The organism is Aurantimonas sp. HBX-1 (genome assembly GCF_021391535.1).
GTDB lineage: Bacteria > Pseudomonadota > Alphaproteobacteria > Rhizobiales > Rhizobiaceae > Aurantimonas.
On sequence record NZ_CP090066.1, the window covers coordinates 897,874 to 920,113 of the forward strand.

Below are 22,240 nucleotides of genomic sequence, written 5' to 3' on the forward strand. Positions count from 1 at the left end.
TACGTACGAGGGATCGTTCAGTCAAGACTGAACGATCCGGCCCGCGGCGATCCCGGTTCAGGCGGCGGGCTCGAAGCTCTTCTTGAGGCGCCGGCTGAGGTCGTTGAAGGGGGCGGTGCTCGGCGCGTCGCGCGGGCCCTGGATCAGGCTCTCGTAGACCAGCGGGACGAGGTCCACGGCCTGGTCGAGCGTCTGGTCGCTGCCGCGCTGGTAGCCGCCCAGCAGGCGCAGGTCGCGGGTGTCCTCGAAGCGCGAGATCATCCCGCGCAGCCGCACGACGAGTTCGCGTTCCTGCTCGTTCCAGGAGCGTTCGGCGAGACGCGAGATCGACTTCAGCACGTCCACCGCCGGGAAGCGTCCCTGTTCGGCGATGGCGCGGTCGAGGACGATATGGCCGTCCAGCGTGCCTCGGATCGCGTCGGCGATCGGGTCGTTGTGGTCGTCGCCGTCGACGAGCACCGAGAACACGCCGGTGATCGTTCCCGATCCGTCGAGACCCGGTCCCGCGCGCTCCAGCAGCTGCGGCAGTTCGGAGAAGACGCTGGGCGGATAGCCGCGGGCCACCGGCGGCTCGCCGGCCGCCAGCGCCACGTCGCGCGCGGCGTGGGCGAGGCGGGTGATGCTGTCGACGATCAAGAGGACGTTTTCGCCGCGGTCGCGGAAATATTCGGCGACGGCGGTCGCGGTGCGCGGGGCGAGGCGACGCATCATCGGGCTCTCGTCGCCCGTGGCGACGATGGTGACGAGCTTGGACAGGTCGCCGGCCATCGACTCCTCGAGGAACTCGCGCACCTCGCGGCCGCGCTCGCCCACAAGGGCGACGACGACCGTGTCGAAGCCCTGTGCCCGCGCCAGCATGCCCATCAGGGTGGACTTGCCGACGCCGGAGCCGGCGAAGATGCCGATGCGCTGCCCCTTCACCAGCGGCGTGAAGATGTCGATCGCCCTGACGCCGGTCGGAACCGGACTGCCGACCCGGCCGCGCCGGAGCGCAGGCGGTGGCGGCGCGTCGGCGTAGCGCTCCTCGTCGCCGCTGGCGAGCGGGCCGGCGCCGTCGCAGGGCATGCCGAAGGCGTTGAGGACGCGGCCCTTCCAGGCGTCGCAGGGCGCCAGGCTGAACCGGCCGAGGCGCCGCGCCGGCGCCTTGACGCCGCGGTCGAAGCGGTTGCCGAACGGCTTGACGGTCAGCGCGTCGGCTTCGATCCGCACGACCTCGCCCAGCGAGTCGCCGTCCGAACCGGGGCAGGCGATGCAGTCGCCGAGCCGCACGAAGCGCGACAGGCCCGCGACCCGGAAGGATTGCGGCGAGACGTCGACGACCTGGCCGGAGATGTCGAGGCATGGCGCGTCGAGCGCCGCGCCCTCGAAACCCAGTCCGCCGCTGCTCACGACATGCTCCCGAGGCTCTTGACGGCCTCGTCGAGCGACCGCTCGGAGCCTTGGACGAGGTTGGCGGCGCTGTCGAAGGCGCGCTGCAGGGCGATCAGCCGGCTGATCTCCATGACCGGGTTGACGTTGGACCCTTCGACGAAGCCCTGCACCATGCCGGCGTTCTGGAAGTCGACGACCGGCACGGCGGCCCGGTCGGGAATGACGCCGGAATTCTCGAATCGCGTCAGCTGGGCGCCCGCCGGCATGGCGAAGAGGCCCACCGCGCCGATCTGCTGGCCGTTCTGGGTGATCATGCCGTCACGCGCGACGCCGATCGGGCCGGCATTCGGATTGATCTGGAGCGGCGCGCCGCCGACATCGAGCACGGCATAGCCGTTCATCGTCTCCAGCCCGCCATCGGCATTGATCCGCATCCGACCGTCTCGGGTGTAGACCGGCCCGTTCGGGCCCTGAAAGGCGAAATAGCCTTCGCCGGACGCGGCGAGATCCAGCGGATTGCCGGTCAGCGTCAGTTCGCCGGAGCGTGTCGAGAGGTAAGTCTCGCCTTCGGAGGCAAAGCTCACCGGTTCCCCCGCCGTGCGCGAGATCAGCTGCTCGAACTTCACTTCCTCGGCGCGGAAGCCGGCAGTCCGGCTGTTGGCGATGTTGTTGGCGATCGTCTCGAGGCGCTTTTCCATCGCAAGCTGGGCCGAGAGGGCGACGGGAAACGAAGTCTGCATGCTCGGATCTCGGTCTGGAGGGGACGAGGAGGGCAGCCGGCTTCCCGGGCCGGTCGCCGAAGGGTCTGCCGGATGTTTCGCCGCCCATCCTTGTCCGAGCCTGTGAACGACGATTACCGGCGGAACCCCGGTCCGACCCGCCGTCCAGCAAGGCTCGCACAAGCGGCTTTACCTAGGGGTTTGCTCAGTCATCTGTTCGCGAGGATCGCATGGGAATTGTACTTGGGCTGATCGTGACGCTCGGCTGCCTGCTGGGCGGCTACGTCGCGATGGGCGGGCACCTGGGGGTCCTCGTCCAGCCCTTCGAATACGTCATCATCATCGGATCGGCCGTCGGTACCTTCCTCGTCGCCAACCCGACCAAGGTGGTGAAGGATTGCGGGCGCGCCATCCTCGAGGCGTTCAAGAACAAGGTACCCCAGCAGCGCGACTACCTGAACGTCCTAGGCCTGCTGCACCAGCTGATGCGGGAGATGCGGTCGAAATCGCGCAGCGAGGTCGAGGCGCATATCGACGACCCGAAGGAATCGACAATCTTCCAGGCCTTCCCGACCGTCCTCCAGGACGTTCCGATGACCAACTTCATCTGCGACTACTGCCGGCTGATCATCATCGGCAACGCCCGCCCGCACGAGATCGAGGCGCTGATGGAGGAGGAGATTGCGACGATCACCTACGACACGATGAAGCCCAAGCATGCCCTGCAGGACGTCGCCGACGGCCTGCCCGCCCTCGGCATCGTCGCGGCGGTGCTCGGCGTCATCAAGGCCATGGGTGCGCTCGACCAGTCGCCGGAAGTGCTCGGACACCTGATCGGCGCCGCGCTCGTCGGCACCTTCGCCGGCATCTTCTTCTCCTATGCCGTGGTCGGCCCGATCGCCACCAAGGTGAAATCGGTCCGCGAGAAGAAGTGCCGCGTCTTCGTCATCGTGAAATCCACCCTCATCGCCTACATGAACGGCGCGATGCCGCAGGTGGCGCTGGAATACGGCCGCAAGACCATCTCGGCCTACGACCGGCCGACCATCGATCAGGTCGAGAACGAGACCATCGGCGGCGCGGGGGCGTGACGCGATGAGCAACGTCGCCTCCACGAGGGAATCGCAGGTCATCACCCAGCGGCTGCGCAGCGCCGCCGAGATGGACCCGAGCCGCCTGCCGCGCCTTCTTCACATGGGCGAGGTCTGGGCGGAGCGGATCGGCGGCCGGCTGGCGCCGGTCGCTGCCGACCGGCCGGCGCTCAGCGTCGCGGGCGTCGAGCTCGACCTGGCGCCCGAGCCACCGGAGGAGGGCAGCGACGGCGCCCTGATCGCCATGCTGTCGTCCCCGCGGTTTCAGAAGCCGGGCTTCGCGGTCGTCGCGCGATCGACGATCGAGGCGCTGATCTCCACCTTCTTCGGCGCCGAGCCGTCTCCCGACAAGCAGCTGACCCGCGAGCCGACCGAGCTCGACCGCGCCGTCGTCGTGCTGGCGATCGATGCCCTCGTCCAGTCGGCCAACGACGCCTTCGCCGCGATCGCGACGCTCGATCTCGCCCGCGGCGATCTCATCGAGCAGTCCGAACTCGCGGCCCGGCTGGAGGACGCCGCGACCCGCTTCGTGCAGTTCCGCTTCGAGATCACGGTGCGCGGCCTCACGGCGCCGCTGGTGGTCGGGTTTCCGGAAGAGTTCTTCGTCCCCCACCGCCGCTTCCTGGCCGAGTCGCCCGACGCGCCGCCGGTGGACCGCGACGAGGCCTGGGCCCAGGCGATCAGGGCGAGCTTTTCGCAGAGCGACCTGCGGCTGCAGGCGCTGCTCGCCAAGAAGAAGGTGCCGTTGTCCACCGTCGCCGCCTTCCGCGTCGGCGCGACCATCCCCCTCGACGTCGACATCGCCAGCCTCATCGCCGTCGAGTGCGAGGACCGCCAGCTGTTCCGCGCCACCGTCGGCCGCTCGCGGGACAGTTTCGTGATCAGCGTCGAAGAACGCGTCGACCCAGCCCAGGAGTTCATCGATGACATCCTATCTGATTGACCTCGTGCTGCTCGCAGCCCTCGTCGTCACCGCCTTGCGCAGCGGACGCATGTATCGCGAGCTTCGCCTGCTGCGCGCCGCCGGCAGCGACCTCGGCGCCGCCCTGCAGGAAGCCGATCGCTCCATCAACCGCGCCGCGCAGGCCGTCGTCGTCCTCAAGCACGAGGGCATCCAGACGCTTCGCGCGCTGGAATCGCGGATCGAGGAAGCGCGCGAGGAGGGCGAGCGGCTCGAACGCCGTCTGGAGCGCGCCGACTGGGCCGCAGCGCGCCTCGGCCTTTCCGATCGAACCGCAGCCTGACCGCCGCCGACGCCGGCCGCACAGGCTTCGCGCCAGTCCCGGCCGCTAAGCCGAAGCTGCGGCCGGGCGGCACTGGAACCTGCGGCCTGGCCGCCCGACAACTCCCGAGGATGATTTGATGAGCAAGATCGACGCCGACGCCGAAGACGTCGCATCCGACACGGAAGAGCAGGCGACGCCCGGGCCGCTCGACATCGACATCGTGATGGATGTCCCGGTGACCATGCAGGTCGTGCTCGGCTCGGCGACGATGACCGTCGCGAACATCCTCAAGCTCGGACGCGGCGCCGTGGTCAAGCTCGACACCAAGGTCGGCGATCCCGTCGACGTGGTGGTGAACGGCCGCCTGGTGGCGCGCGGCGAGATCGTCATCCTCGACAACGAGGACCAGCGGTTCGGCCTGACGCTCACTGAGGTCGCGACGCCCGGTGCCCAGTTGAAGCCCAAGAAGCAGCGGGTCGCCTAGTTTCCCATGTCGATGATCGCCGCCTACCAGGACGAAGACGTGGCGCTGCCGCGCAGCAGTCGCGCCAGAGCCGCCATCCTGCTTCTCGCCATGGGCTCGTCGGGTGCGTCGCGCGTGCTGAAGCATCTCGCCCCCGGCGACATCAAGCTGCTGCGCGACGCGGCAGGCGGGCTGGAGCCGATCTCGCCCGAGCAGATGGACCTGATCGTCGAGATCTTCCAGGAGGCGTTCCGCAAGGGCCCGGGGGTTGCGGGTCCCGAGCGGCAGATGGACGAACTGCTCCAGAAGGCGCTCTCGGAGGATGAGTTCGAGGCGCTCTTCCCGGAGGCGGCGGCGGAACTCGCTCTCGAGCTGTCCGACGAGCCGGCGCGCAGCGTCTGGGACGCCGTCGCCGACATGCAGGGCGAGGTGCTGGCGCCGCAGCTGGCGAGGGAACACCCGCATGTCGTGGCGATCCTGCTCTCGAAGATCCCCGCGGTGACCGCTTCGTCGATCGTGCGCGAGTTCGATCCGGGCTTCCGCAACAGCGTGATGCGCCGGATGCTGACGCTCAAGCCGCTGTCGGTCCCGGTGCTGAACCTGTTCGAGACGCATGTGCGCCAGGCATATCTCGGCAGCCAGGAGAGCCCCGAGAGCACCGGCAGCCACGCGATCCTCGCCGACATCGTGAACCGGCTGGAGAAGCGCCAGGCCGACGAGCTCCTCGAGGCGGTGCGGACCGTGCGCCCGCGCGACGCCGAAAACCTGCAGCGGCTTCTGTTCAACTTCAACGACCTGCCGGAGCTGCCGCAGAAGTCGCGCCTCACGCTTTTCGACGCGATACCCACGGAATTGTCGATCCTGGCGCTGCGCGGCGCGTCGGCGGAGATGAAGGAGTGCGTGCTGTCCTCGCTCGGCGCCCGCGCGCGGCGCATGGCCGAGGCCGAGCTGTCGCAGCAGATCGACGTGCAGGAGAGCGAGATCGAAGCGGCGCGCCGCCGCATCGCCGACGAGGCGCTGCGCCTTTCCGGCGACGGACGGATACAGCTTCGCGCGATGGACGCGGCGTAATCCTGATCCCCGCGTCGATCCTTTGACCGATCGCCGTAGTCTCGGAGGGCGGACCAGTCCCACCTTCACCGAACGTCAACAGGTTTGAGGACTAATCGGCGGTGAGTGACAGCCAGGACAAGTCGTCTCTCACCGAGGAGCCGACCGAAAAGAAGCTTCGCGACACGATCGAGAAGGGCAACCTTCCGGTCTCGCGCGAGGCTCCGATCCTGGCTTCGCTGCTGGCGACGATGGCGTTCATCGCCTTCCATGCGAGGGACGCGGCGCAACGGCTGCTTCTGACCCTGGAGACGACCTTCGAGAATCCGCTGCAATGGGAGCTGGAAACCGGTGTGGATGCCCTGCACGTCCTCCAGATGCTGGGGATCGAGAGCGCCCGGTTCGTGCTTCCGGCGGCGGTCTTCTTCGTCATCGGCGGCGTCGCCTCGTCGCTGCTGCAGAACCCGCCGCAGATCAATCTCGAGCGGATCCGTCCGAAAGCGTCACACATATCGCTGTCCGCCGGCTTCAGCCGGATCTTCGGCCTGCGCGGGCTGACGGAGTTCGCCAAGGCCATGTTCAAGTTCATCACCATCGGCATCGTCGTCGGCATGCTGCTCATCTCGGGATTCCCGACGATGATGCGCACGATGTATTCCGACCCGGTCCTGATGCCGGAACTGATCCTCGAAATGACCATGAAGCTGCTCTCGGGCGTATCGATCGCGACGATCGTGCTCGTGGCCGCCGACCTGGCGATGAGCCGCATCCACTGGCGCCGCGACCTGCGCATGTCGAAGCAGGACATCAAGGAAGAGAACAAGCAGGCCGAAGGCGACCCGATGGTCAAGGCGCGCCAGCGCCAGGTTGCCCGCGACCGCGTGAAGAAGCGGATGATGGCGGCGGTGCCGCAGGCGACGCTGATCATCGCCAACCCGACCCACTACGCCATCGCGCTGCGCTACGTGCGCGAGGAGGGGGGCGCGCCCGTCGTCGTGGCCAAGGGCGTCGACCTGATCGCGCTCAAGATCCGCGAGATCGGCGAGGCGAACGACGTGCCGATCATCGAAGACAAGCTCTTGGCAAGGTCGATGTACGATAGTGTCGAGATCGACCAGATGATCCCACCGGATTTCTTCAAGGCGGTCGCCGAACTCATCTACTACCTCCACTCCCGTACGGGCTCCAAGATGGGAGTTGCGACAGCCTAGTCATGCTGGATATGAAGAAGCGCAAGACTATGGTCCGCGAGCGAGCGCTCGCCGAGGGCCTCCGGGAGTTCGTCGCCGAGCTTCGCCTCGTCGAGGTCGTCGATTACATCGCCTTCCTGCGGCTGGAGCGGTACGGCAATCTCGACGACATCGTCGCGTCCTCGGCCGAGCCCTATTTCAAACCCGGCGTGCTGCGCTTCGCCAATTCCGGCGAAATCCTGCTGGGCTGGGGCGAGATCCCGGTGATCAGCCTGGCGCTGGAGTTTCGCTACGAGGACGTCACGGCGCATTTCCGGCTGGAGCTGGGCGCCTCGACGGCGGCCGTGGACATCACCTACATCGCCTTCGACGGCCCGCCACTGGACCCCGACGGCCAGACCGAGCGGCTGCTCGCGGCGATCGGCGCGGCGCGCCTGACGCGCTAGAGCGGCCGTCGGGGGAGGCTTCCCCACCGCTTTCTCCAAAATTCCTTGAGCAAATGGCGCCGCTCCGCATCCCCTGGATGTGGGGCAGCTGACCGGGCGCTGTTCCCGGTTGCAGCGCCGAAGACGACGGGGCGGGCGGTCAAGCTTCGGACAAGCACCCGTTCCTAGACATGCAGCGACGCAAGCAACACGCTCGGTATGCATGGACCAGGTCTATCTCTTCGGCATCGCTTCGCAGCGCAGTTCATGGCTCGCCAATCGCCAGACCGTGGTCGCCGAGAACATCGCCAACGCCAGTACGCCCGGCTACACCGGCAAGGACATCACGCCCTTCTCGGAAGTCCTCGACACGACCGGCCTGCAGCTCTCGCAGTCGAGCGACATGCATCTCGCCTCGCTCGGGCGCCAGCGCGGGACGGACGGCACCGTGACCGAGGACAGCTGGGACGTCCGGCATTCGGGCAACTCCGTGATGCTCGAGCAGGAAATGCTCAAGGCCGGCGAAATCTCGCGCGGCTACGCGCTGAATACGTCGGTAATGAAGGCGTTCCAGCGGATGCTCATCATGTCGGTCAAGGGTTAGTCTCGATGTCGGATCCGCTTCTCTCCTCGCTCCGGATCGCCGCCAGCGGTCTGCAGGCCCAGTCGACGCGGATGCGCATCGTCTCGGAGAACATCGCCAACACGCAGACCACCGGCCAGACGCCCGGCAGCGATCCCTACCAGCGCAAGACGGTCAGCTTCGCCAGCGAACTGGACCGGCTGACCGGCGCCGAAATGGTCAGCGTCCGGCAGGTCGGGCGCGACAACGCGCCGTTCGTCGTCGAGCACGACCCTGGCAATCCCGCCGCCGACGAGAACGGCTACGTCAAGATGCCGAACGTGCGGATGCTGGTGGAGATGGCCGACATGCGCGACGCGAACCGCGCTTACGAAGCCAACGTGCAGGTGGTCAAGCAGGCCCGCGAGATCATCAACATGACCATCGACCTCCTGAGGAACTGACCATGATTTCCGCTCTCGGCTCCGCCTTCCCCCGCATCCAGACCAGCCCCATCGGCGGTGCATCGTCGGCCGCTTCCGGCGTCGCGACGACGGTCGCCGGCGCCGACTTCGGCACCGTGCTGTCGCAGGTCGCCACCAATGCCATGGACGCCGTCAAGTCGGCCGAGGCGACCTCCATCCAGGGCATCAGGGGCGAAGCCTCGACCCAGGCCGTGGTGGAGTCGGTGATGGCGGCGGAGCGGACGCTGCAGACGGCGGTGGCGCTGCGGGACAAGGCGGTCAGCGCCTATCTCGAACTCTCCCGCATGTCGATCTGAGCCGGTTCGCCTGACCCGCTGATCCAGCCTGCCCGCATGGGCATCCTGCCACCAATCGAAGGAACCGACCCATGCGAGCCCTCGCCATCGCCGCGACCGGAATGAATGCGCAACAGACCAATGTCGAGGTCATTGCCAACAACATCGCCAACATCAACACCACCGGCTTCAAGCGGGCGCGGGCGGAGTTCACCGACCTGCTCTACCAGATCGAGCGCGCCCAGGGCGTGCCGGCCCGGGGCGGCGAGGGGGTCGTCCCCGAAGGCGCGCAGCTTGGCCTCGGCACGCGGCTGTCGGCGATCCGCAACATCCATCTGCAGGGCACGCTCAACCAGACCGGTAACCGGCTGGATCTGGCGCTGAACGGCCAGGGCTGGTTCCAGGTGCAGGGCCCCAACGCCGAGGTCATGTACACCCGCGACGGCGCCTTCAATACCAATGGCGACGGCCAGCTGGTGACGCTCGACGGCTTCGCGGTCGAGCCGGCGATCACCGTGCCGCAGAACACCACCGAGGTGATCATCAACGAGAGCGGCCAGGTCTTCGCCCGGGTCGACGGCGCGGCGGATCTGGAGGAGATCGGCCAGCTGACGCTCGCCAGCTTCGCCAACGACGCGGGCCTCGCCGCCCAGGGCGGCAATCTCTTCAAGGAGACGGTCGCTTCCGGTGCGCCGATCGTCGGCGTGCCAGGCGATCCCGGCTATGGCGTCGTGCAGCAGGGATATCTCGAGGATTCCAACGTCGACCCGGTGAAGGAGATCTCCGAGCTGATCTCGGCGCAGCGCGCCTACGAGATGAATTCCAAGGTCATCTCCGCCGCCGACGAGATGGCGAGCGTCGTGTCGAAGGGCCTGCGCTGAGCCATGGACAACGCACGCGGCCCGGGCCGCATCCTCGTCATCCTCTACGCCGCGGCGGTCGCGCTTGCGGCCATGTTCATCCTGTCGGTGCCCGTGCGCGCATTCTCGGCGGAACTGGACATGCCGGTGCCGACCGTGGTCGTCTACCCGGGCCAGAATGTCTTCGAACGGGGTCTCGATCGCAAGGCCTACGTCGTCAAGGACGAGAAGCTCGGGCTGTACGTCGCCGACGAGTCGATGCTGGAAGGCCGCGTGGCGCGCCGCACCCTGCTGCCCGGCCGGCCGATCCTGCTGTCGGACCTGAAGCTGGCCGACGTCGTCAGCGCCGGCGCCGCGGTCACGCTCGTCTACGAGGCCGACGGCCTGATGATCACCGGTCTCGGCACCGCGCTGCAGTCGGCACCCGCCGGCGAGCTCGTGCGGGTACGCAATGCCGACAGCGGTGTCATCGTCTCCGGCGTCGTCGCGCCCGACGGCAGCGTCAGGATACCCGGATGATCCGCCCCTTCCTTGCCGCTGCCATGCTGCTGGCGAGCGCGGTTGCGGCCGTCCCGGCCGACTATTCCGGCTACGGCACGCCGGCACCGAGCCGCGAGCATGTCGCGGCGGTGCGGGGCAATCCCGGCGATGCGCTCGGCTCGGTCCGCATCAAGGACATCGTCACGGTGCGCGGTGTGCGGCCCAACCAGCTGGTCGGCTACGGCCTGGTGGTCGGGCTGCAGGGGACCGGCGATTCCATGCGCAATTCGCCGTTCACCGAACAGTCCATGCAGTCGATGCTCGACCGGATGGGCGTCAGCGTCCGGTCCCAGTCGGCGCGCAACAAGAATATTGCCGCCGTGACCGTCACCGCCGAACTGCCGGCCTTCATCGGCACCGGCTCGCGTATCGACGTCACCGTGTCGTCGCTCGGCGACGCCAGCTCGCTGCTCGGCGGCACGCTGGTGATGACGCCGCTCTACGGTGCCGACGGGGAGATCTACGCCGTCGGCCAGGGGGCGGTCGCGGTCAGCGGCTTTTCCTCCGAAGGCGACAGCGAACGGCTGACCCAGGGCGTGCCGACGACCGGGCGGGTGCCGAACGGCGCGATGATCGAGCGCGAGGTGCCCGGCCATTTCAACGATGACGGCAAGCTGGCGATCGAACTCGTCAATCCGGACTTCAAGACCTCGATCCGCGTCGTCGACATCGTCAACGACTATGCGCGCAAGCGCTGGGGGCGGCCGGTGGCGCAGGAGGAGGATTTCCGCACCATCCACCTCAAGCGCCCGAGCGAGGTGTCCAGCACGCGCTTCATGGCGGAGATCGGCGACCTGCGGATCGCGCCGGACCAGGTGGCGCGGGTGGTCATCGACGAGCGCACCGGCACCGTGGTGATCGGGCAGGACGTGCAGATCTCCACCGTCGCCGTCACGCATGGCAATCTGACGGTGCGGATCAGCGAGCTCCCCTCGGTGTCGCAGCCGGCGCCGCTCAGCGACGGCCAGACCGTCGTCACCTCCGAAACCATCGTCGATGCGTCCCAGGATGGCGGCAACTTCGCCTATGTCGGCGGCGCCGATCTCGAAACCGTGGTCCGCGGCCTGAACCGCATCGGACTGAAGCCCACCGGGATCATCGCGATCCTCCAGGCGATCAAGACGGCCGGCGCGCTCCAGGCCGAACTCGTGGTGCAGTGATGATCAAGACGCTTTTGAAATCGTCCGGCGGGCTCGGCTGGTGCGCCCTGGTGCTGGTGCTGGCGTGGCCGGCCGCCGCGCAGGAGGGCGACCCGTCCGCCGGTGCGCCGGAACTGCCGCCGCAGCAGATCCGGATCATCGACCCGGCCGGCGACCTCGTCGCCCCGGCGCCTGCCACCGAGGTGCAGCAATACTGCCTGAACATCGCCGACAAGGCCCAGGACGCGCGCTACTCCCTGCAGGAGAGCCGGATGAAGGACCTGGAAGTCGCGATCAGCCAGAAGATCGACGAACTCGAGGCCAAGCGCGCCGACTACGAGACCTGGCTGGCGGAGCGCCAGCGCTTTCTCGACAGCGCCTCGCAGATCGTCGTCGACATCTACAGCCAGATGAAGGCCGTCGCGGCGGCGCCGCAGCTCGCCAATCTCGACCGCGACGCCGCCGCGTCCGTGCTGGTGCGCCTCAAGTCGCGGCAGGCCAGCGACATACTGAGCGAAATGTCGCCCGCGGTGGCGGCGGAGATCGCCAAGCGCATCGTCGACAAGACCTCGGCCGGCACTGCTGCCGACGCCGAACAGGTCGCGGAGAGCCGGTCATGAAGATCCTTGCAATCCTCGCGCTTGCGGCGCTGGCCGGCTGCTCGACCAGCCGCGAGGACTTCCTGCGCGAGCCGGCGATGTCGCCGGTCGGCACCGGGCTCTACGAATATCCGGCGCTGGCCGGCGCGCCGACGGCGTTTCCGGCCTCCGGACCGCAGACGCCGCACTCGCTCTGGAGCGACAAGCAGGCGCAGTTCTACCAGGACCCGCGCGCGCTCGATGTCGGCGACATCGTCACCGTGAAGATCCGCATTCGCGACCAGGCCTCGCTCGACAACAATTCCGAGCGTTCGCGCCGGTCGGGCATCGGCAGCGGGCTCGACCTGGCCGGCCAGCTCGGCAACTACGAGCTGCCGACGGTGGGCGTCGATCTCGATGCGGACGGCAGCTCCGACATGTCCGGCAAGGGCAAGATCAAGCGCTCGGAGGACATCGACCTCTCGGTCGCCGCCGTCGTCACCCAGAAACTGCCGAACGGCAATCTCGTCGTCAGCGGGCAGCAGGAAGTGCGGGTGAATTTCGAGGTTCGGGTGCTGGCGATGGCCGGCATCATCCGGCCGCGGGACATCTCGCAGAACAACACGATCGACTACGACAAGATCGCCGAGGCCCGGATTTCCTACGGCGGCCGCGGCCGCATGACGGAAGTCCAGCAGCCGGGCTGGGGCCAGCAGGTCTACGACATCGTCGCGCCCTTCTGAGGAGCCGCAACGCCTTCCGGCGATGGCCGGAAGGCAAGTCTCGGGTCAGCCAGGACGGCTATCGCTCGATTGTCGGCAGGTCGGTGCCATGAAGGCATCGCCGCCGATTTCCGGAGCGAAGAGGGTTCGTCGAAATGGCCGATGCAGGCACATGGGACGATGATGCGGGCGCCAAGAAGCGCACGACGATCCAGACGGCGATCGCGGTGGTGATCCTCACCCTGGTGGCGGGCGCGGGCGGCGCCTTCGTCGGCTGGCTGAATAGCGGAAGCGCGGCTTCCGCGCCGGCAGAGGCGGTCGTGCAGCCGCCGGCCGAGACGGCTTCTCCCCCCTCCGATATCGCCGCGGCCGAGGGTAGCGCCCTGCCGCTGCGGCTGATCGCCCTGAAGCCCGTCGTCACCAATATCTATGCCCCGGCAAATGCGTGGCTGCGGATCGAGGCGTCGATCGTCGTCGAGGATGACGGCAGCATCGACGCCGAGGTCCTCGCCGCGGAGATCGAGGCCGACACGCTGGCCTTCCTGCGCTCGCTCCAGCTCGCGCAGGTCGAGGGCACGCGGGGCCTTCTGCATCTGCGCGACGATCTGCGCGAGCGCGCCAAGCTCCGCTCGCCCGCCGTCGTCGACTATCTGATCCAGGCGATGGTCGCCGAATGACACGGCTCCTCGTCGTCCTTCTGGCGCTGCTGGCTTCGCATCCGGCGGCGGCGCAGCTCAACGATACCGCCGGCGCGCTCGCGGGCCTCATTCCCGACGGCGGCTCGGCCGCCTCGGGCCGGATCATCCAGCTCTTCGGCCTCGTCACCGTGCTGTCGATCGCGCCAGGCCTGCTGGTGATGGTGACGTCCTTCACCCGGATCGTCATCGCCCTGTCGATCCTGCGAACCGGCCTCGGCCTGCAGACCACGCCGGCCAACCTGATCCTGATCTCGCTGTCGCTGTTCATGACCTTCTTCGTCATGGCGCCGACCTTCGACCGCGCCTGGCAGGACGGCCTGCAGCCGCTCCTCAACGAGGAGATCGACGAGCAGGAAGCCTTCTATCGCATCTCCGATCCGTTCAAGGACTTCATGCTGACCCAGGTCCGGCCAGCCGATCTGGCGCTGTTCGGCGATCTCGCCGCCGCCAACAGCCGCGACCGGGTCGAGCCGGAGCCGCAGGGGGCCGAGGACGGCGACGTCGATCTCAGGGTCCTGGTGCCGGCCTTCATGATCTCGGAACTGCGCCGTGGTTTCGAGATCGGCTTCCTGATCGTGCTGCCGTTCCTGGTGATCGACATGATCGTCGCGACACTGACCATGTCGATGGGCATGATGATGCTGCCGCCGACGATCATCTCGCTGCCGTTCAAGATCCTGTTCTTCGTCCTCATAGACGGCTGGAACCTGCTGGTCGGCTCTCTCGTGCGGTCATTTTTCTGACGCGGCCAGGGCGGCCGTCAGACGGCAAATTTTACTTCCGCTTAACCTTAACAACCTAGGTTAACGACAACGCAGACGGCATGAAGCTCCGATGCGCGACATCAGGCACGGCCCATGACGGGCAAGCTCGCCAGCAAGGGTAGGACAATGACGAGTATCAATACCAACGTCGCTGCGATGACCGCGCTGCAGACGCTGCAGACGACCAACAAGATGATGGACGAGACGCAGAACCGCATCTCGACCGGTTTCCGAGTGTCGGAGGCGAAGGACAACGCCGCCTACTGGTCGATCGCGACGGGCATGCGCTCGGATAACAACGCGATGTCGGCGGTCTCCGATTCGCTCGGTATCGGTGCGGCAACGGTCGACGCGGCCTATACCGGCCTCAGCGCGGCCAAGGATGTTCTCGCCGAGATCAAGTCAAAGCTGACGACCGCTACGTCGGACGGCGTCGACCGGTCCAAGGTCCAGTCGGAAATCACCGCGCTGCAGGAGCAGCTGCGGACGATCGCCGACTCCTCGTCCTTCTCGGGGCAGAACTGGCTGTCGACGGGCGTCAGCACCGACCTGTCGAAGCAGATCGTCTCGTCGTTGTCGCGAGATGCGAACGGCAAGATCTCGATCGGCAGCATCACCGTCGACATCACCAACATTCGCCTTTACTCCACCAACGCTGCCGGTACCGCGAATACAGGCATCCTGAACAAGACAATCGACCTGACGAAGTATACCAACACCAGCGGTGTCGCTGGAACCGTCGAGGCGGGCGCCGGCATTGATTTTGCTGCAGCAAACGACCTGGTCAGCTTCTCCGTCAAACAGGGTGGTTCCGCGGCCCGCACGGTCGAGATCACCCAGGCGACACTGACCGCCGCCGGTCTGTCCGACACCGTGATCCGGTCGAACGCCGATCTGGCAAACGTGCTGACGCAGGCGCTGAAGGATGCCGACATCCGGGGCATCGAGGTTTCCATCAACGCTGCGGACAATGTCGTGTTCTCGTCCACCGACACGTTCACCGTCAGCGGTGCCACCGCGAGCGGCACCAGCGGGCTCGCCGTCGCCGACCTCGGCCTCGCCGCCACCGCCGTGACCACCACGACGGCCTCGGCCGGTGCCACCAGCGTCGAGGCGATCAACATTACCGGCGCGACATCGACCGACATCCAGAACTACATCAAGGTCGTCGACGAAGCCCTTTCGCAGGTCACCACGGCCGGCGCGTCGATCGGTTCGGTGCAGAACCGTGTGGAGATGCAGACCCAGTTCGTCTCCAAGCTCATGGACACGATCGACAAGGGTGTCGGTATCCTCGTCGATGCCGACATGACGGAAGAGTCGACCCGCCTCAAGGCTCTGCAGACGCAGCAGCAGCTCGGCGTCCAGGCGCTCTCGATCGCCAACTCCTCCAGCCAGGCGATCCTGCAGCTCTTCCAGAACTAAGCCGAAGCCACCTTCCGGACCGTCGACAAGCCGCTCCCTTCGGGGGGCGGCTTTCTTCGTTTGTCTCCCCGGATAGCTTCACGCTCAGCAACGCCCGGTTAACCATGGTCGCTACCAGGTCGTTAACCATAAGAAGCGGAACAACGGCGCAGCGGGAACCATCGCGCCGATGTTAAGAACCTGGAAGGGGAGCCCCGCGCAAGGTTCGGTCATAGCGAAGTGGCCGCGAGGAAATCCGACCACAGGCATGACGCCGACTTGCTATCCCGGTCGATCCGGACTGTCCCAAATTGTACTTGCGTCACGGGACTCAATTCATGACCAGCATCAATACCAATACCTCGGCAATGACGGCTCTCCAGAGCCTCCAGACCATCAACTCGTCGCTCGACCAGACCCAGGCCCGCATCTCGACCGGCTATCGCGTCGCCGATGCCAAGGACAACGCCGCCTACTGGTCGATCGCGACCACCATGCGTTCGGACAACAACGCCATGTCGGCGGTCTCCGATTCGCTCGGTATCGGCGCGGCGACGGTCGACGCGGCCTACACCGGCCTCAACTCGGCCAAGGACGTGCTCGACGAGATCAAGGCCAAGCTCACCACGGCCACCGGCGAAGGCGTCGACAAGGCCAAGGTGCAGTCGGAAATCACCGCGCTGCAGGAGCAGCTGAAGACGATCGCCGACTCCTCGTCCTTCTCGGGCCAGAACTGGCTGTCGACGGGCTCCAGCACCGACCTGTCGAAGGTCATCGTTTCGTCGCTGTCGCGTGACGCCAACGGCAAGATCGGCATCGGCAGCATCGACGTCGACATCACCGCCCTCCGCCTCTACTCGGACGACGGCGCCGGTACGAACACAGGCATCCTGAACAAGACCATCAACCTGACCCAGTTCACCAGCAACAGCGGTGCGGCGACTGCGGTCGACACGACCGCCTACGATCTGGCGACCGACACCGTCAGCTTCTCGATCAAGCAGGGCGGCGCCGCGGCTCGCACGGTCGAGATCGATGCCGGCACGCTGACGAAGGCTGGCCTGTCCGACACGACGATCCGGTCGAACGCCGATCTGACGGCAGTCCTGAAGCAGGCGCTCAAGGATGCCGATATTCAGGGCATCGACGTCGCTGTCGATGGTTCGAACAACGTTGTCTTCTCGTCCACCGACAACTTCACCGTTGGCGCGGCGACGGATGACAACGGCACCCCCGGCACGTCCGCTGCGGCCCTTGGTCTCTCGGCCGCGGCTGTTGTGACCTCGACGGCGCCTGCCGGCGCCACCAGCGTCGCCAGCATCAACATCAGCAGCAGCACCTCGGCGCAGATCCAGAACTACATGAAGGTGGTCGACGAGGCACTGTCGCAGGTCACCACGGCCGGCGCGTCGATCGGTGCGGTGCAGAACCGCATCGAGATGCAGACCAACTTCGTCTCCAAGCTCATGGACACGCTCGACAAGGGCGTCGGCACGCTGGTCGATGCCGACATGACGGAAGAGTCGACCCGCCTCAAGGCTCTGCAGACGCAGCAGCAGCTCGGCGTCCAGGCGCTCTCGATCGCCAACTCCTCCAGCCAGTCGCTGCTGTCGCTCTTCCGCTAAGACGCGGCTGAGACTTCGGCATGAAAACGGGCCCGGCTTTTATGGCCGGGCCCGAACTCGTGCCCGCGCCCGAGACCAGTCCGGCAGTGGCCGCCGCAATCCTCGCGCAAGCCCTCGAAGGCACGGTCGCGTCGGCGGATTAAGGCAAATTCAACGGATCATCGTGTTGATTCGTGAGGCAGGTATTTCCCTGCCGATGGCGCTGCGACGCCATACGTCCGGCGATGAACGCCACCCCCCCGAAAAAATTCCGGTCGTCCAGGATGTTCGCGCTTGCCGTGCAACTCCTGAACCGCCCCAAGGAGTCCCGATTCATGCGCTTCGCCGACATGAAGATCTCGCGAAAGATCGCCGCCGCTTTCATGGTTCTGATTGTCGTGGCTGCGGCCATGGGAGGCGCGCTCTACACTTTTGTCGCGACGATCGAAACCCACAGCGCCCTCAAGAACCAGCACGCGGAGATGGGCGATGCGGCGATGGCGGCGCGGTTTTCGCTCGCTCGCCAGGAGGCCTCGCTGCGCGGCTTCATGATCACGCGCGACGACTATTTCGCCACGCGGACGAAGGAGCACTACGAGACGTTCAGGGCGAAGGTCGAAGATATCCGTTCGGCCGCCGGCGCGGGCAGCGACATCGCCAGCCGGATGCCGGCGCTCGAGGCAGCGGTTGCCGCATGGCATGCCGAGATCGCCGACCCGGTGATCCGCTTCATGCGCGACGAGGCGACTTTTCCCCAGGCGCTGGCGCTCTTCACCTCCGGCAAGGCCGATCAGTTCATCGAGCCGGCCGAAAACATTCTCGACGGCATCCAGGAAGAAGAGAACGCCGCGATCGATCAGGCCATCGAGACGGAGCGTGTCGCGAACGAGCGGGCCGACCTGGCGCTGCTCGCCGGCATGGGCCTCCTGATCGTCGCCGCGATGGGGCTGGGCTGGCTTCTGTCCCGTGGCATCGGCACGCCGATCACGGCGATGACGCGCACGATGCGGGAACTGGCCGCCGGCAACAAGGCGGTGGTGGTTCCCGGCGTCGGGCGCCACGACGAAGTGGGCGAGATGGCAGAGGCGGTCGAGGCCTTCAAGCGCGCCGCGGTCGAGCGCGACGAGCTGGCAGAGGCGGCCGAACGCGCGCGCATCGACCAGGAAGAGGCCAAGCGCCGGCAGGCGGCGCTGGAAGACGCCAAGGCCGAGGATCTGCGGGCCTTCGTCGGGGTCATCGAGGTCGGCTTCGAGCGCCTGTCGGATGGCGACCTGACGGTGCGGATGACCGAGGCGGTGGCACCGGAATTCGAGCCGATCCGCGCCAAGTTCAACGACAGCGTCGCGCAGCTGGAGACGGCGATCGGCGGGGTGGTGACCTCGATCGGCTCGATCCGGACGGGTCTTTCCGAGATCAACACGGCGTCGAACGACCTGGCGCAGCGCACCGAGCAGCAGGCGGCCTCTCTGGAAGAGACGGTGGCGGCGCTGGGCGAGGTGACGCAGGCGGTGAACGAGACGGCGGACGGCGCCGGCAAGGCGCAGCTGGTCGCCGGCGGCGCGCGGCAGAAGGCGGAGAAGGGCGGCGAGGTGGTGTCGCGGGCGGTCGAGGCGATGAGCCAGATCGAGCGGTCCTCGGCGCAGATCAACCGGATCATCGGGGTGATCGACGAGATCGCCTTCCAGACCAACCTGCTGGCGCTGAACGCCGGGGTCGAGGCGGCGCGGGCGGGCGATGCCGGCCGTGGCTTCGCGGTGGTGGCGCAGGAGGTGCGGGGCCTTGCCCAGCGTTCGGCGGAAGCGGCCAAGGAGATCAAGACGCTGATCGCCACGTCGCGCGAGCAGGTGGAGGCCGGGGTCGAGCTGGTGACGGCGTCGGGCCGGTCGCTGGAGGAGATCGTGACGGAAGTCAGCTCGATGGCCGAGCTGATCTCTTCGATCGCGTCCTCGGCCCGCGAACAGGCGACGAGCCTGCGCGAGGTGTCGGGCGCGGCGGACCAGATGGACAAGGTGACCCAGCAGAACGCGGCGATGGTGGAACAGGCGACGGCGGCGAGCCAGACGCTGACAAACGAGACCGAGGAACTGGCCGCGGCGATGGCGAAGTTCCGGACCTCGGCGAGCCCGGCCGGCCGCCTTGCGCCGGCGAACGCCTCGCGGGTCCAGCGCATTGCCAGCCGCACCGTGACGCAGATGAAGACCACCGGCCGCGGCGGCGCTGCCCCTGCCGCCCATGCCGACAGCGACAGCTGGGAGGAGTTCTGACCGGACATCCGGTCGCTTCCTCCCTGCGACGCCTTGCATACGTCCGCCCGCCGGCGCCGCCCCGACGGGCGGGCGGACGTCGGTCTCCGTACCGGCAAGCACCGCCAGGGAACTGCCGCTGCGGATTATGTGGGAGAACGACGCCCCGCCTAATGATGGCTTAAGGACTTACCGCATAGCGTCGCAATACATCACCTGATTGGGATACTCCGCCATGCGCCTGACAATCTCCAAGAAACTTTCCGCGCTGATCGCAGTCTCTGTTCTGGTTTGCATCACCGTTGTTGGCGCTCAGCTCTACTCGCTGCGCCAGGTTGTGCAGGAGCAGCGCGAGGACCTGCTCAAGACGCAGATCGACACGGCGGTCTCCGTCGTCGAGCGCTATCGTTCGATGGCCGAGAGCGGGCAGATGGCTGAGGAGGCCGCCCGCGACGCCGCGAAGGGCGTTCTCGCCGGAATGACCTACGGGGCGGGCGACTATTTCTTCGTCACCGACTACGAGGCGGTGATGCTGGTGCATCCCAACCAGACGCTGGTCGGCAAGAACATGTGGGAAAACCGCGACCCCGACGGCTTCCCGCTGTTCCAGCACCTGATCGCGGAAGCCAAGGCCGGCGGCGGCATCACGCCCTATCTGTGGCCGCGCCCCGACAGCGAGGCGCCGGTTCCCAAGCTGAGCTATTCCGCCGCGGTTCCGGAGTGGCAGTGGGTCATCGGAACGGGTGTCTATGTCGACGACCTCAACGAGATCTTCCTGGGCGAAGCCTGGAAGTCCCTGATCCTGTCATTCGTGCTGCTCGGCGTGCTCGTCGCCTGTGCCGTGCCGCTGGCCCGCAGCATCTCGCGTCCCCTGACCGCGATGACCGGCACGATGCGGGCGCTTGCCGCCGGCGATACGTCCGTGACCGTCCCGGGGACCGGCCGGCACGACGAGATTGGCGAGATGGCGGAAGCCGTGGAAGCCTTCAAGCGCGCCGGCATCGAGCGTGACGGGCTGTCCGCCGAGGCGGCTGCGGCCCGCGCCGCCAAGGAGCTCGAACTGATCGAGCAGGAGAAGATCGGTGAAGGCTACGTCAAGGCCCACGAGTTCTTCATGGCCGAGGTCAAGGAAGGCTTCCAGAGGCTTGCCGACGGCGACCTGACGGCGCGGCTCGATCGGCCCTTCACGTCCGACTACGAGGGCGTGCGGTCATTGTTCAACGACAGCGTCTCCAAGCTCGAGGCGGCCTTCGCCAGCGTCGTCGAGACGATCGGCTCGATCCGGACGGGTCTTTCCGAGATCAACACGGCGTCGAACGACCTGGCGCAGCGCACCGAGCAGCAGGCGGCGAGCCTCGAGGAGACGGTGGCGGCGCTGGGCGAGGTGACGCAGGCGGTGAACGAGACGGCGGACGGCGCCGGCAAGGCGCAGCTGGTCGCCGGCGGGGCGCGCCAGAAGGCGGAGAAGGGCGGCGAGGTTGTGTCGCGGGCGGTCGAGGCGATGAGCCAGATCGAGCGGTCCTCGGCGCAGATCAACCGGATCATCGGAGTGATCGACGAGATCGCCTTCCAGACCAACCTGCTGGCGCTGAACGCCGGGGTCGAGGCGGCGCGGGCGGGCGATGCCGGCCGGGGCTTCGCGGTGGTGGCGCAGGAAGTGCGCGGCCTTGCGCAGCGTTCGGCGGAGGCCGCCAAGGAGATCAAGACGCTGATCGCCACCTCGCGCGAGCAGGTGGAGGCCGGGGTCGAGCTGGTGACGGCGTCGGGCCGGTCGCTGGAGGAGATCGTCACCGAGGTGAGCTCGATGGCGGAGGTGATCTCGGCGATCGCGGCGAGCGCGCGGGAACAGGCGACGAGCCTGCGCGAGGTGTCGGGCGCGGCGGACCAGATGGACAAGGTGACCCAGCAGAACGCGGCGATGGTGGAGCAGGCGACGGCGGCGAGCCAGACGCTGACCAACGAGACCGAGGAGCTGGCCGCGGCGATGGCGAAGTTCCGGACCTCGGCGAGCCCGGCCGGCCGCCTTGCGCCGGCGAACGCCTCGCGGGTCCAGCGCATCGCAAGCCGCACCGTGACGCAGATGAAGACCACCGGCCGCGGCGGCGCTGCCCCCGCCGCCCATGCCGAAAACGACAGCTGGGAGGAATTCTGATGGCGCGACGTCCCACGGGCGCGAAGCCGGCGGCGATCGATCTGCCGGCGATCCTCGACCTCAAGGCTGCCGGCCCGCTGTGCGATCAGCTCGTCGAGCTGCGCGGCAAGCCGATCATGCTCGATGCTTCGGGCGTCGGCAAAGTCGGCGGCCAGTGCATCCAGGTACTGCTGGCGGCCGCCGCGACATGGCAGGCGGACGCTGTCAGCTTCAAGATCGCGGAGCCCTCCGAGGCGTTCCGCACCAGCATCGAACTCATGGGTCTCTCGGGAACCCTCAGCGACAGGGACACTGCGGCATGAGCATGACCATTCTGACCATCGACGATTCGCGGACGATCCGCGAAATGCTGCGCGCGACCCTGTCATCCTCCGGCTTCACCGTGGTGCAGGCCGAGGACGGCGAGCACGGCATCCAGGTGCTGCAGGAGATGGCTGTCGAGCCGGACGTGATCATCACCGACATCAACATGCCCCGCAAGGACGGCTTCCAGTTCATCGAGGCGGTGCGCGGCGACCCCTCGCGGCGGGCGATCCCGATCCTCGTCCTCACCACCGAGAGCGACGCGGAGAAGAAGCAGCGTGCCCGTCTCGCCGGAGCGACCGGCTGGATCGTCAAGCCCTTCGACCCGGTCAAGCTCCTCGACGCGATCAACCGCGTCGCAGCCTGACCGACCGCC

General features: G+C 67.2%; 25 protein-coding genes. 23 read left to right on the forward strand and 2 right to left on the reverse strand.

Annotation, left to right across the window (positions count from 1 at the left end):
* Positions 1–57: 57 nt before the first annotated feature.
* Both fliI and flgF read right to left on the reverse strand, forming a co-directional pair.
* Positions 58–1,389, reverse strand: coding sequence for a flagellar protein export ATPase FliI (fliI, locus tag LXB15_RS04145; protein WP_233951080.1), 1,332 nt, complete (start codon positions 1,387–1,389; stop codon positions 58–60).
* Positions 1,386–2,111: a flagellar basal-body rod protein FlgF gene (gene flgF, locus LXB15_RS04150; RefSeq protein WP_233951083.1), complete on the reverse strand. Its 726-nt coding sequence runs from the start codon at positions 2,109–2,111 to the stop codon at positions 1,386–1,388. Before flgF ends, fliI begins: the two co-directional genes overlap by 4 nt.
* 209 nt (positions 2,112–2,320) lie before the next feature.
* On the opposite strand from flgF, the gene motA reads away from it, so the two are divergent.
* From motA to LXB15_RS04265, 23 genes are all read left to right on the forward strand, one after another.
* Entirely contained in the window at positions 2,321–3,181 is an 861-nt protein-coding gene (motA, locus tag LXB15_RS04155) for a flagellar motor stator protein MotA (RefSeq protein WP_233951084.1), read from the forward strand.
* Between the two features lie 4 nt (positions 3,182–3,185).
* Positions 3,186–4,124, forward strand: coding sequence for a FliM/FliN family flagellar motor switch protein (locus LXB15_RS04160; protein WP_233951086.1), 939 nt, complete (start codon positions 3,186–3,188; stop codon positions 4,122–4,124).
* A complete protein-coding gene (locus LXB15_RS04165; protein ID WP_233951088.1) occupies positions 4,105–4,425 on the forward strand; it encodes a hypothetical protein in 321 nt (106 codons plus the stop codon). Before LXB15_RS04160 ends, LXB15_RS04165 begins: the two co-directional genes overlap by 20 nt.
* Before the next feature lie 118 nt (positions 4,426–4,543).
* Positions 4,544–4,891, forward strand: coding sequence for a flagellar motor switch protein FliN (gene fliN, locus LXB15_RS04170; protein ID WP_233951090.1), 348 nt, complete (start codon positions 4,544–4,546; stop codon positions 4,889–4,891).
* Between the two features lie 6 nt (positions 4,892–4,897).
* A complete protein-coding gene (locus LXB15_RS04175) occupies positions 4,898–5,941 on the forward strand; it encodes a FliG C-terminal domain-containing protein (RefSeq protein ID WP_233951092.1) in 1,044 nt (347 codons plus the stop codon).
* Positions 5,942–6,042: 101 nt separating this feature from the next.
* Complete coding sequence (locus tag LXB15_RS04180) at positions 6,043–7,131, forward strand: EscU/YscU/HrcU family type III secretion system export apparatus switch protein (protein ID WP_233951094.1); 1,089 nt, start codon at positions 6,043–6,045, stop codon at positions 7,129–7,131.
* A gap of 2 nt (positions 7,132–7,133) precedes the next feature.
* The gene (locus tag LXB15_RS04185) at positions 7,134–7,556 is read left to right on the forward strand and encodes a hypothetical protein (protein ID WP_233951096.1); all 423 of its coding nucleotides are present in this window, start codon (positions 7,134–7,136) and stop codon (positions 7,554–7,556) included.
* Positions 7,557–7,758: 202 nt separating this feature from the next.
* On the forward strand, positions 7,759–8,139 hold the full coding sequence (gene flgB / locus LXB15_RS04190) for a flagellar basal body rod protein FlgB (RefSeq protein WP_233951098.1): 381 nt from the start codon (positions 7,759–7,761) through the stop codon (positions 8,137–8,139).
* 5 nt (positions 8,140–8,144) lie between these two features.
* Positions 8,145–8,561, forward strand: a complete 417-nt coding sequence (gene flgC / locus LXB15_RS04195) for a flagellar basal body rod protein FlgC (protein WP_233951100.1) — start codon at positions 8,145–8,147, stop codon at positions 8,559–8,561.
* Between the two features lie 2 nt (positions 8,562–8,563).
* Positions 8,564–8,878, forward strand: a complete 315-nt coding sequence (locus LXB15_RS04200; RefSeq protein ID WP_233951102.1) for a flagellar hook-basal body complex protein FliE — start codon at positions 8,564–8,566, stop codon at positions 8,876–8,878.
* Between the two features lie 71 nt (positions 8,879–8,949).
* Positions 8,950–9,738 (forward strand): flagellar basal-body rod protein FlgG, encoded by a 789-nt coding sequence (flgG, locus tag LXB15_RS04205; protein ID WP_233951104.1) that lies wholly within the window; start codon positions 8,950–8,952, stop codon positions 9,736–9,738.
* Between the two features lie 3 nt (positions 9,739–9,741).
* The gene (gene flgA / locus LXB15_RS04210; protein ID WP_233951106.1) at positions 9,742–10,236 is read left to right on the forward strand and encodes a flagellar basal body P-ring formation chaperone FlgA; all 495 of its coding nucleotides are present in this window, start codon (positions 9,742–9,744) and stop codon (positions 10,234–10,236) included.
* Positions 10,233–11,417 carry a flagellar basal body P-ring protein FlgI gene (gene flgI, locus LXB15_RS04215; protein ID WP_233951108.1) on the forward strand — a complete coding sequence of 395 codons (1,185 nt, stop codon included), beginning with the start codon at positions 10,233–10,235 and terminating at the stop codon, positions 11,415–11,417. Before flgA ends, flgI begins: the two co-directional genes overlap by 4 nt.
* Entirely contained in the window at positions 11,417–12,016 is a 600-nt protein-coding gene (locus LXB15_RS04220) for a MotE family protein (protein ID WP_233951110.1), read from the forward strand. Before flgI ends, LXB15_RS04220 begins: the two co-directional genes overlap by 1 nt.
* Positions 12,013–12,717 (forward strand): flagellar basal body L-ring protein FlgH, encoded by a 705-nt coding sequence (flgH, locus tag LXB15_RS04225; protein WP_233951112.1) that lies wholly within the window; start codon positions 12,013–12,015, stop codon positions 12,715–12,717. The genes LXB15_RS04220 and flgH overlap by 4 nt, the downstream gene beginning before the upstream one ends.
* A gap of 134 nt (positions 12,718–12,851) precedes the next feature.
* Positions 12,852–13,373, forward strand: a complete 522-nt coding sequence (locus tag LXB15_RS04230) for a flagellar basal body-associated FliL family protein (protein WP_233951114.1) — start codon at positions 12,852–12,854, stop codon at positions 13,371–13,373.
* Entirely contained in the window at positions 13,370–14,137 is a 768-nt protein-coding gene (gene fliP, locus LXB15_RS04235) for a flagellar type III secretion system pore protein FliP (protein WP_233951116.1), read from the forward strand. Before LXB15_RS04230 ends, fliP begins: the two co-directional genes overlap by 4 nt.
* 147 nt (positions 14,138–14,284) lie before the next feature.
* On the forward strand, positions 14,285–15,583 hold the full coding sequence (locus tag LXB15_RS04240; RefSeq protein WP_233951118.1) for a flagellin: 1,299 nt from the start codon (positions 14,285–14,287) through the stop codon (positions 15,581–15,583).
* A gap of 317 nt (positions 15,584–15,900) precedes the next feature.
* Complete coding sequence (locus LXB15_RS04245; RefSeq protein WP_233951120.1) at positions 15,901–17,187, forward strand: flagellin; 1,287 nt, start codon at positions 15,901–15,903, stop codon at positions 17,185–17,187.
* A gap of 314 nt (positions 17,188–17,501) precedes the next feature.
* Positions 17,502–19,430: a methyl-accepting chemotaxis protein gene (locus tag LXB15_RS04250; protein ID WP_233951122.1), complete on the forward strand. Its 1,929-nt coding sequence runs from the start codon at positions 17,502–17,504 to the stop codon at positions 19,428–19,430.
* 214 nt (positions 19,431–19,644) lie between these two features.
* Complete coding sequence (locus LXB15_RS04255; protein ID WP_233951124.1) at positions 19,645–21,561, forward strand: methyl-accepting chemotaxis protein; 1,917 nt, start codon at positions 19,645–19,647, stop codon at positions 21,559–21,561.
* Positions 21,561–21,863, forward strand: a complete 303-nt coding sequence (locus LXB15_RS04260; RefSeq protein WP_233951126.1) for an STAS domain-containing protein — start codon at positions 21,561–21,563, stop codon at positions 21,861–21,863. The genes LXB15_RS04255 and LXB15_RS04260 overlap by 1 nt, the downstream gene beginning before the upstream one ends.
* Positions 21,860–22,231 (forward strand): response regulator, encoded by a 372-nt coding sequence (locus tag LXB15_RS04265; protein ID WP_233951128.1) that lies wholly within the window; start codon positions 21,860–21,862, stop codon positions 22,229–22,231. Before LXB15_RS04260 ends, LXB15_RS04265 begins: the two co-directional genes overlap by 4 nt.
* Positions 22,232–22,240 lie beyond the last annotated feature (9 nt).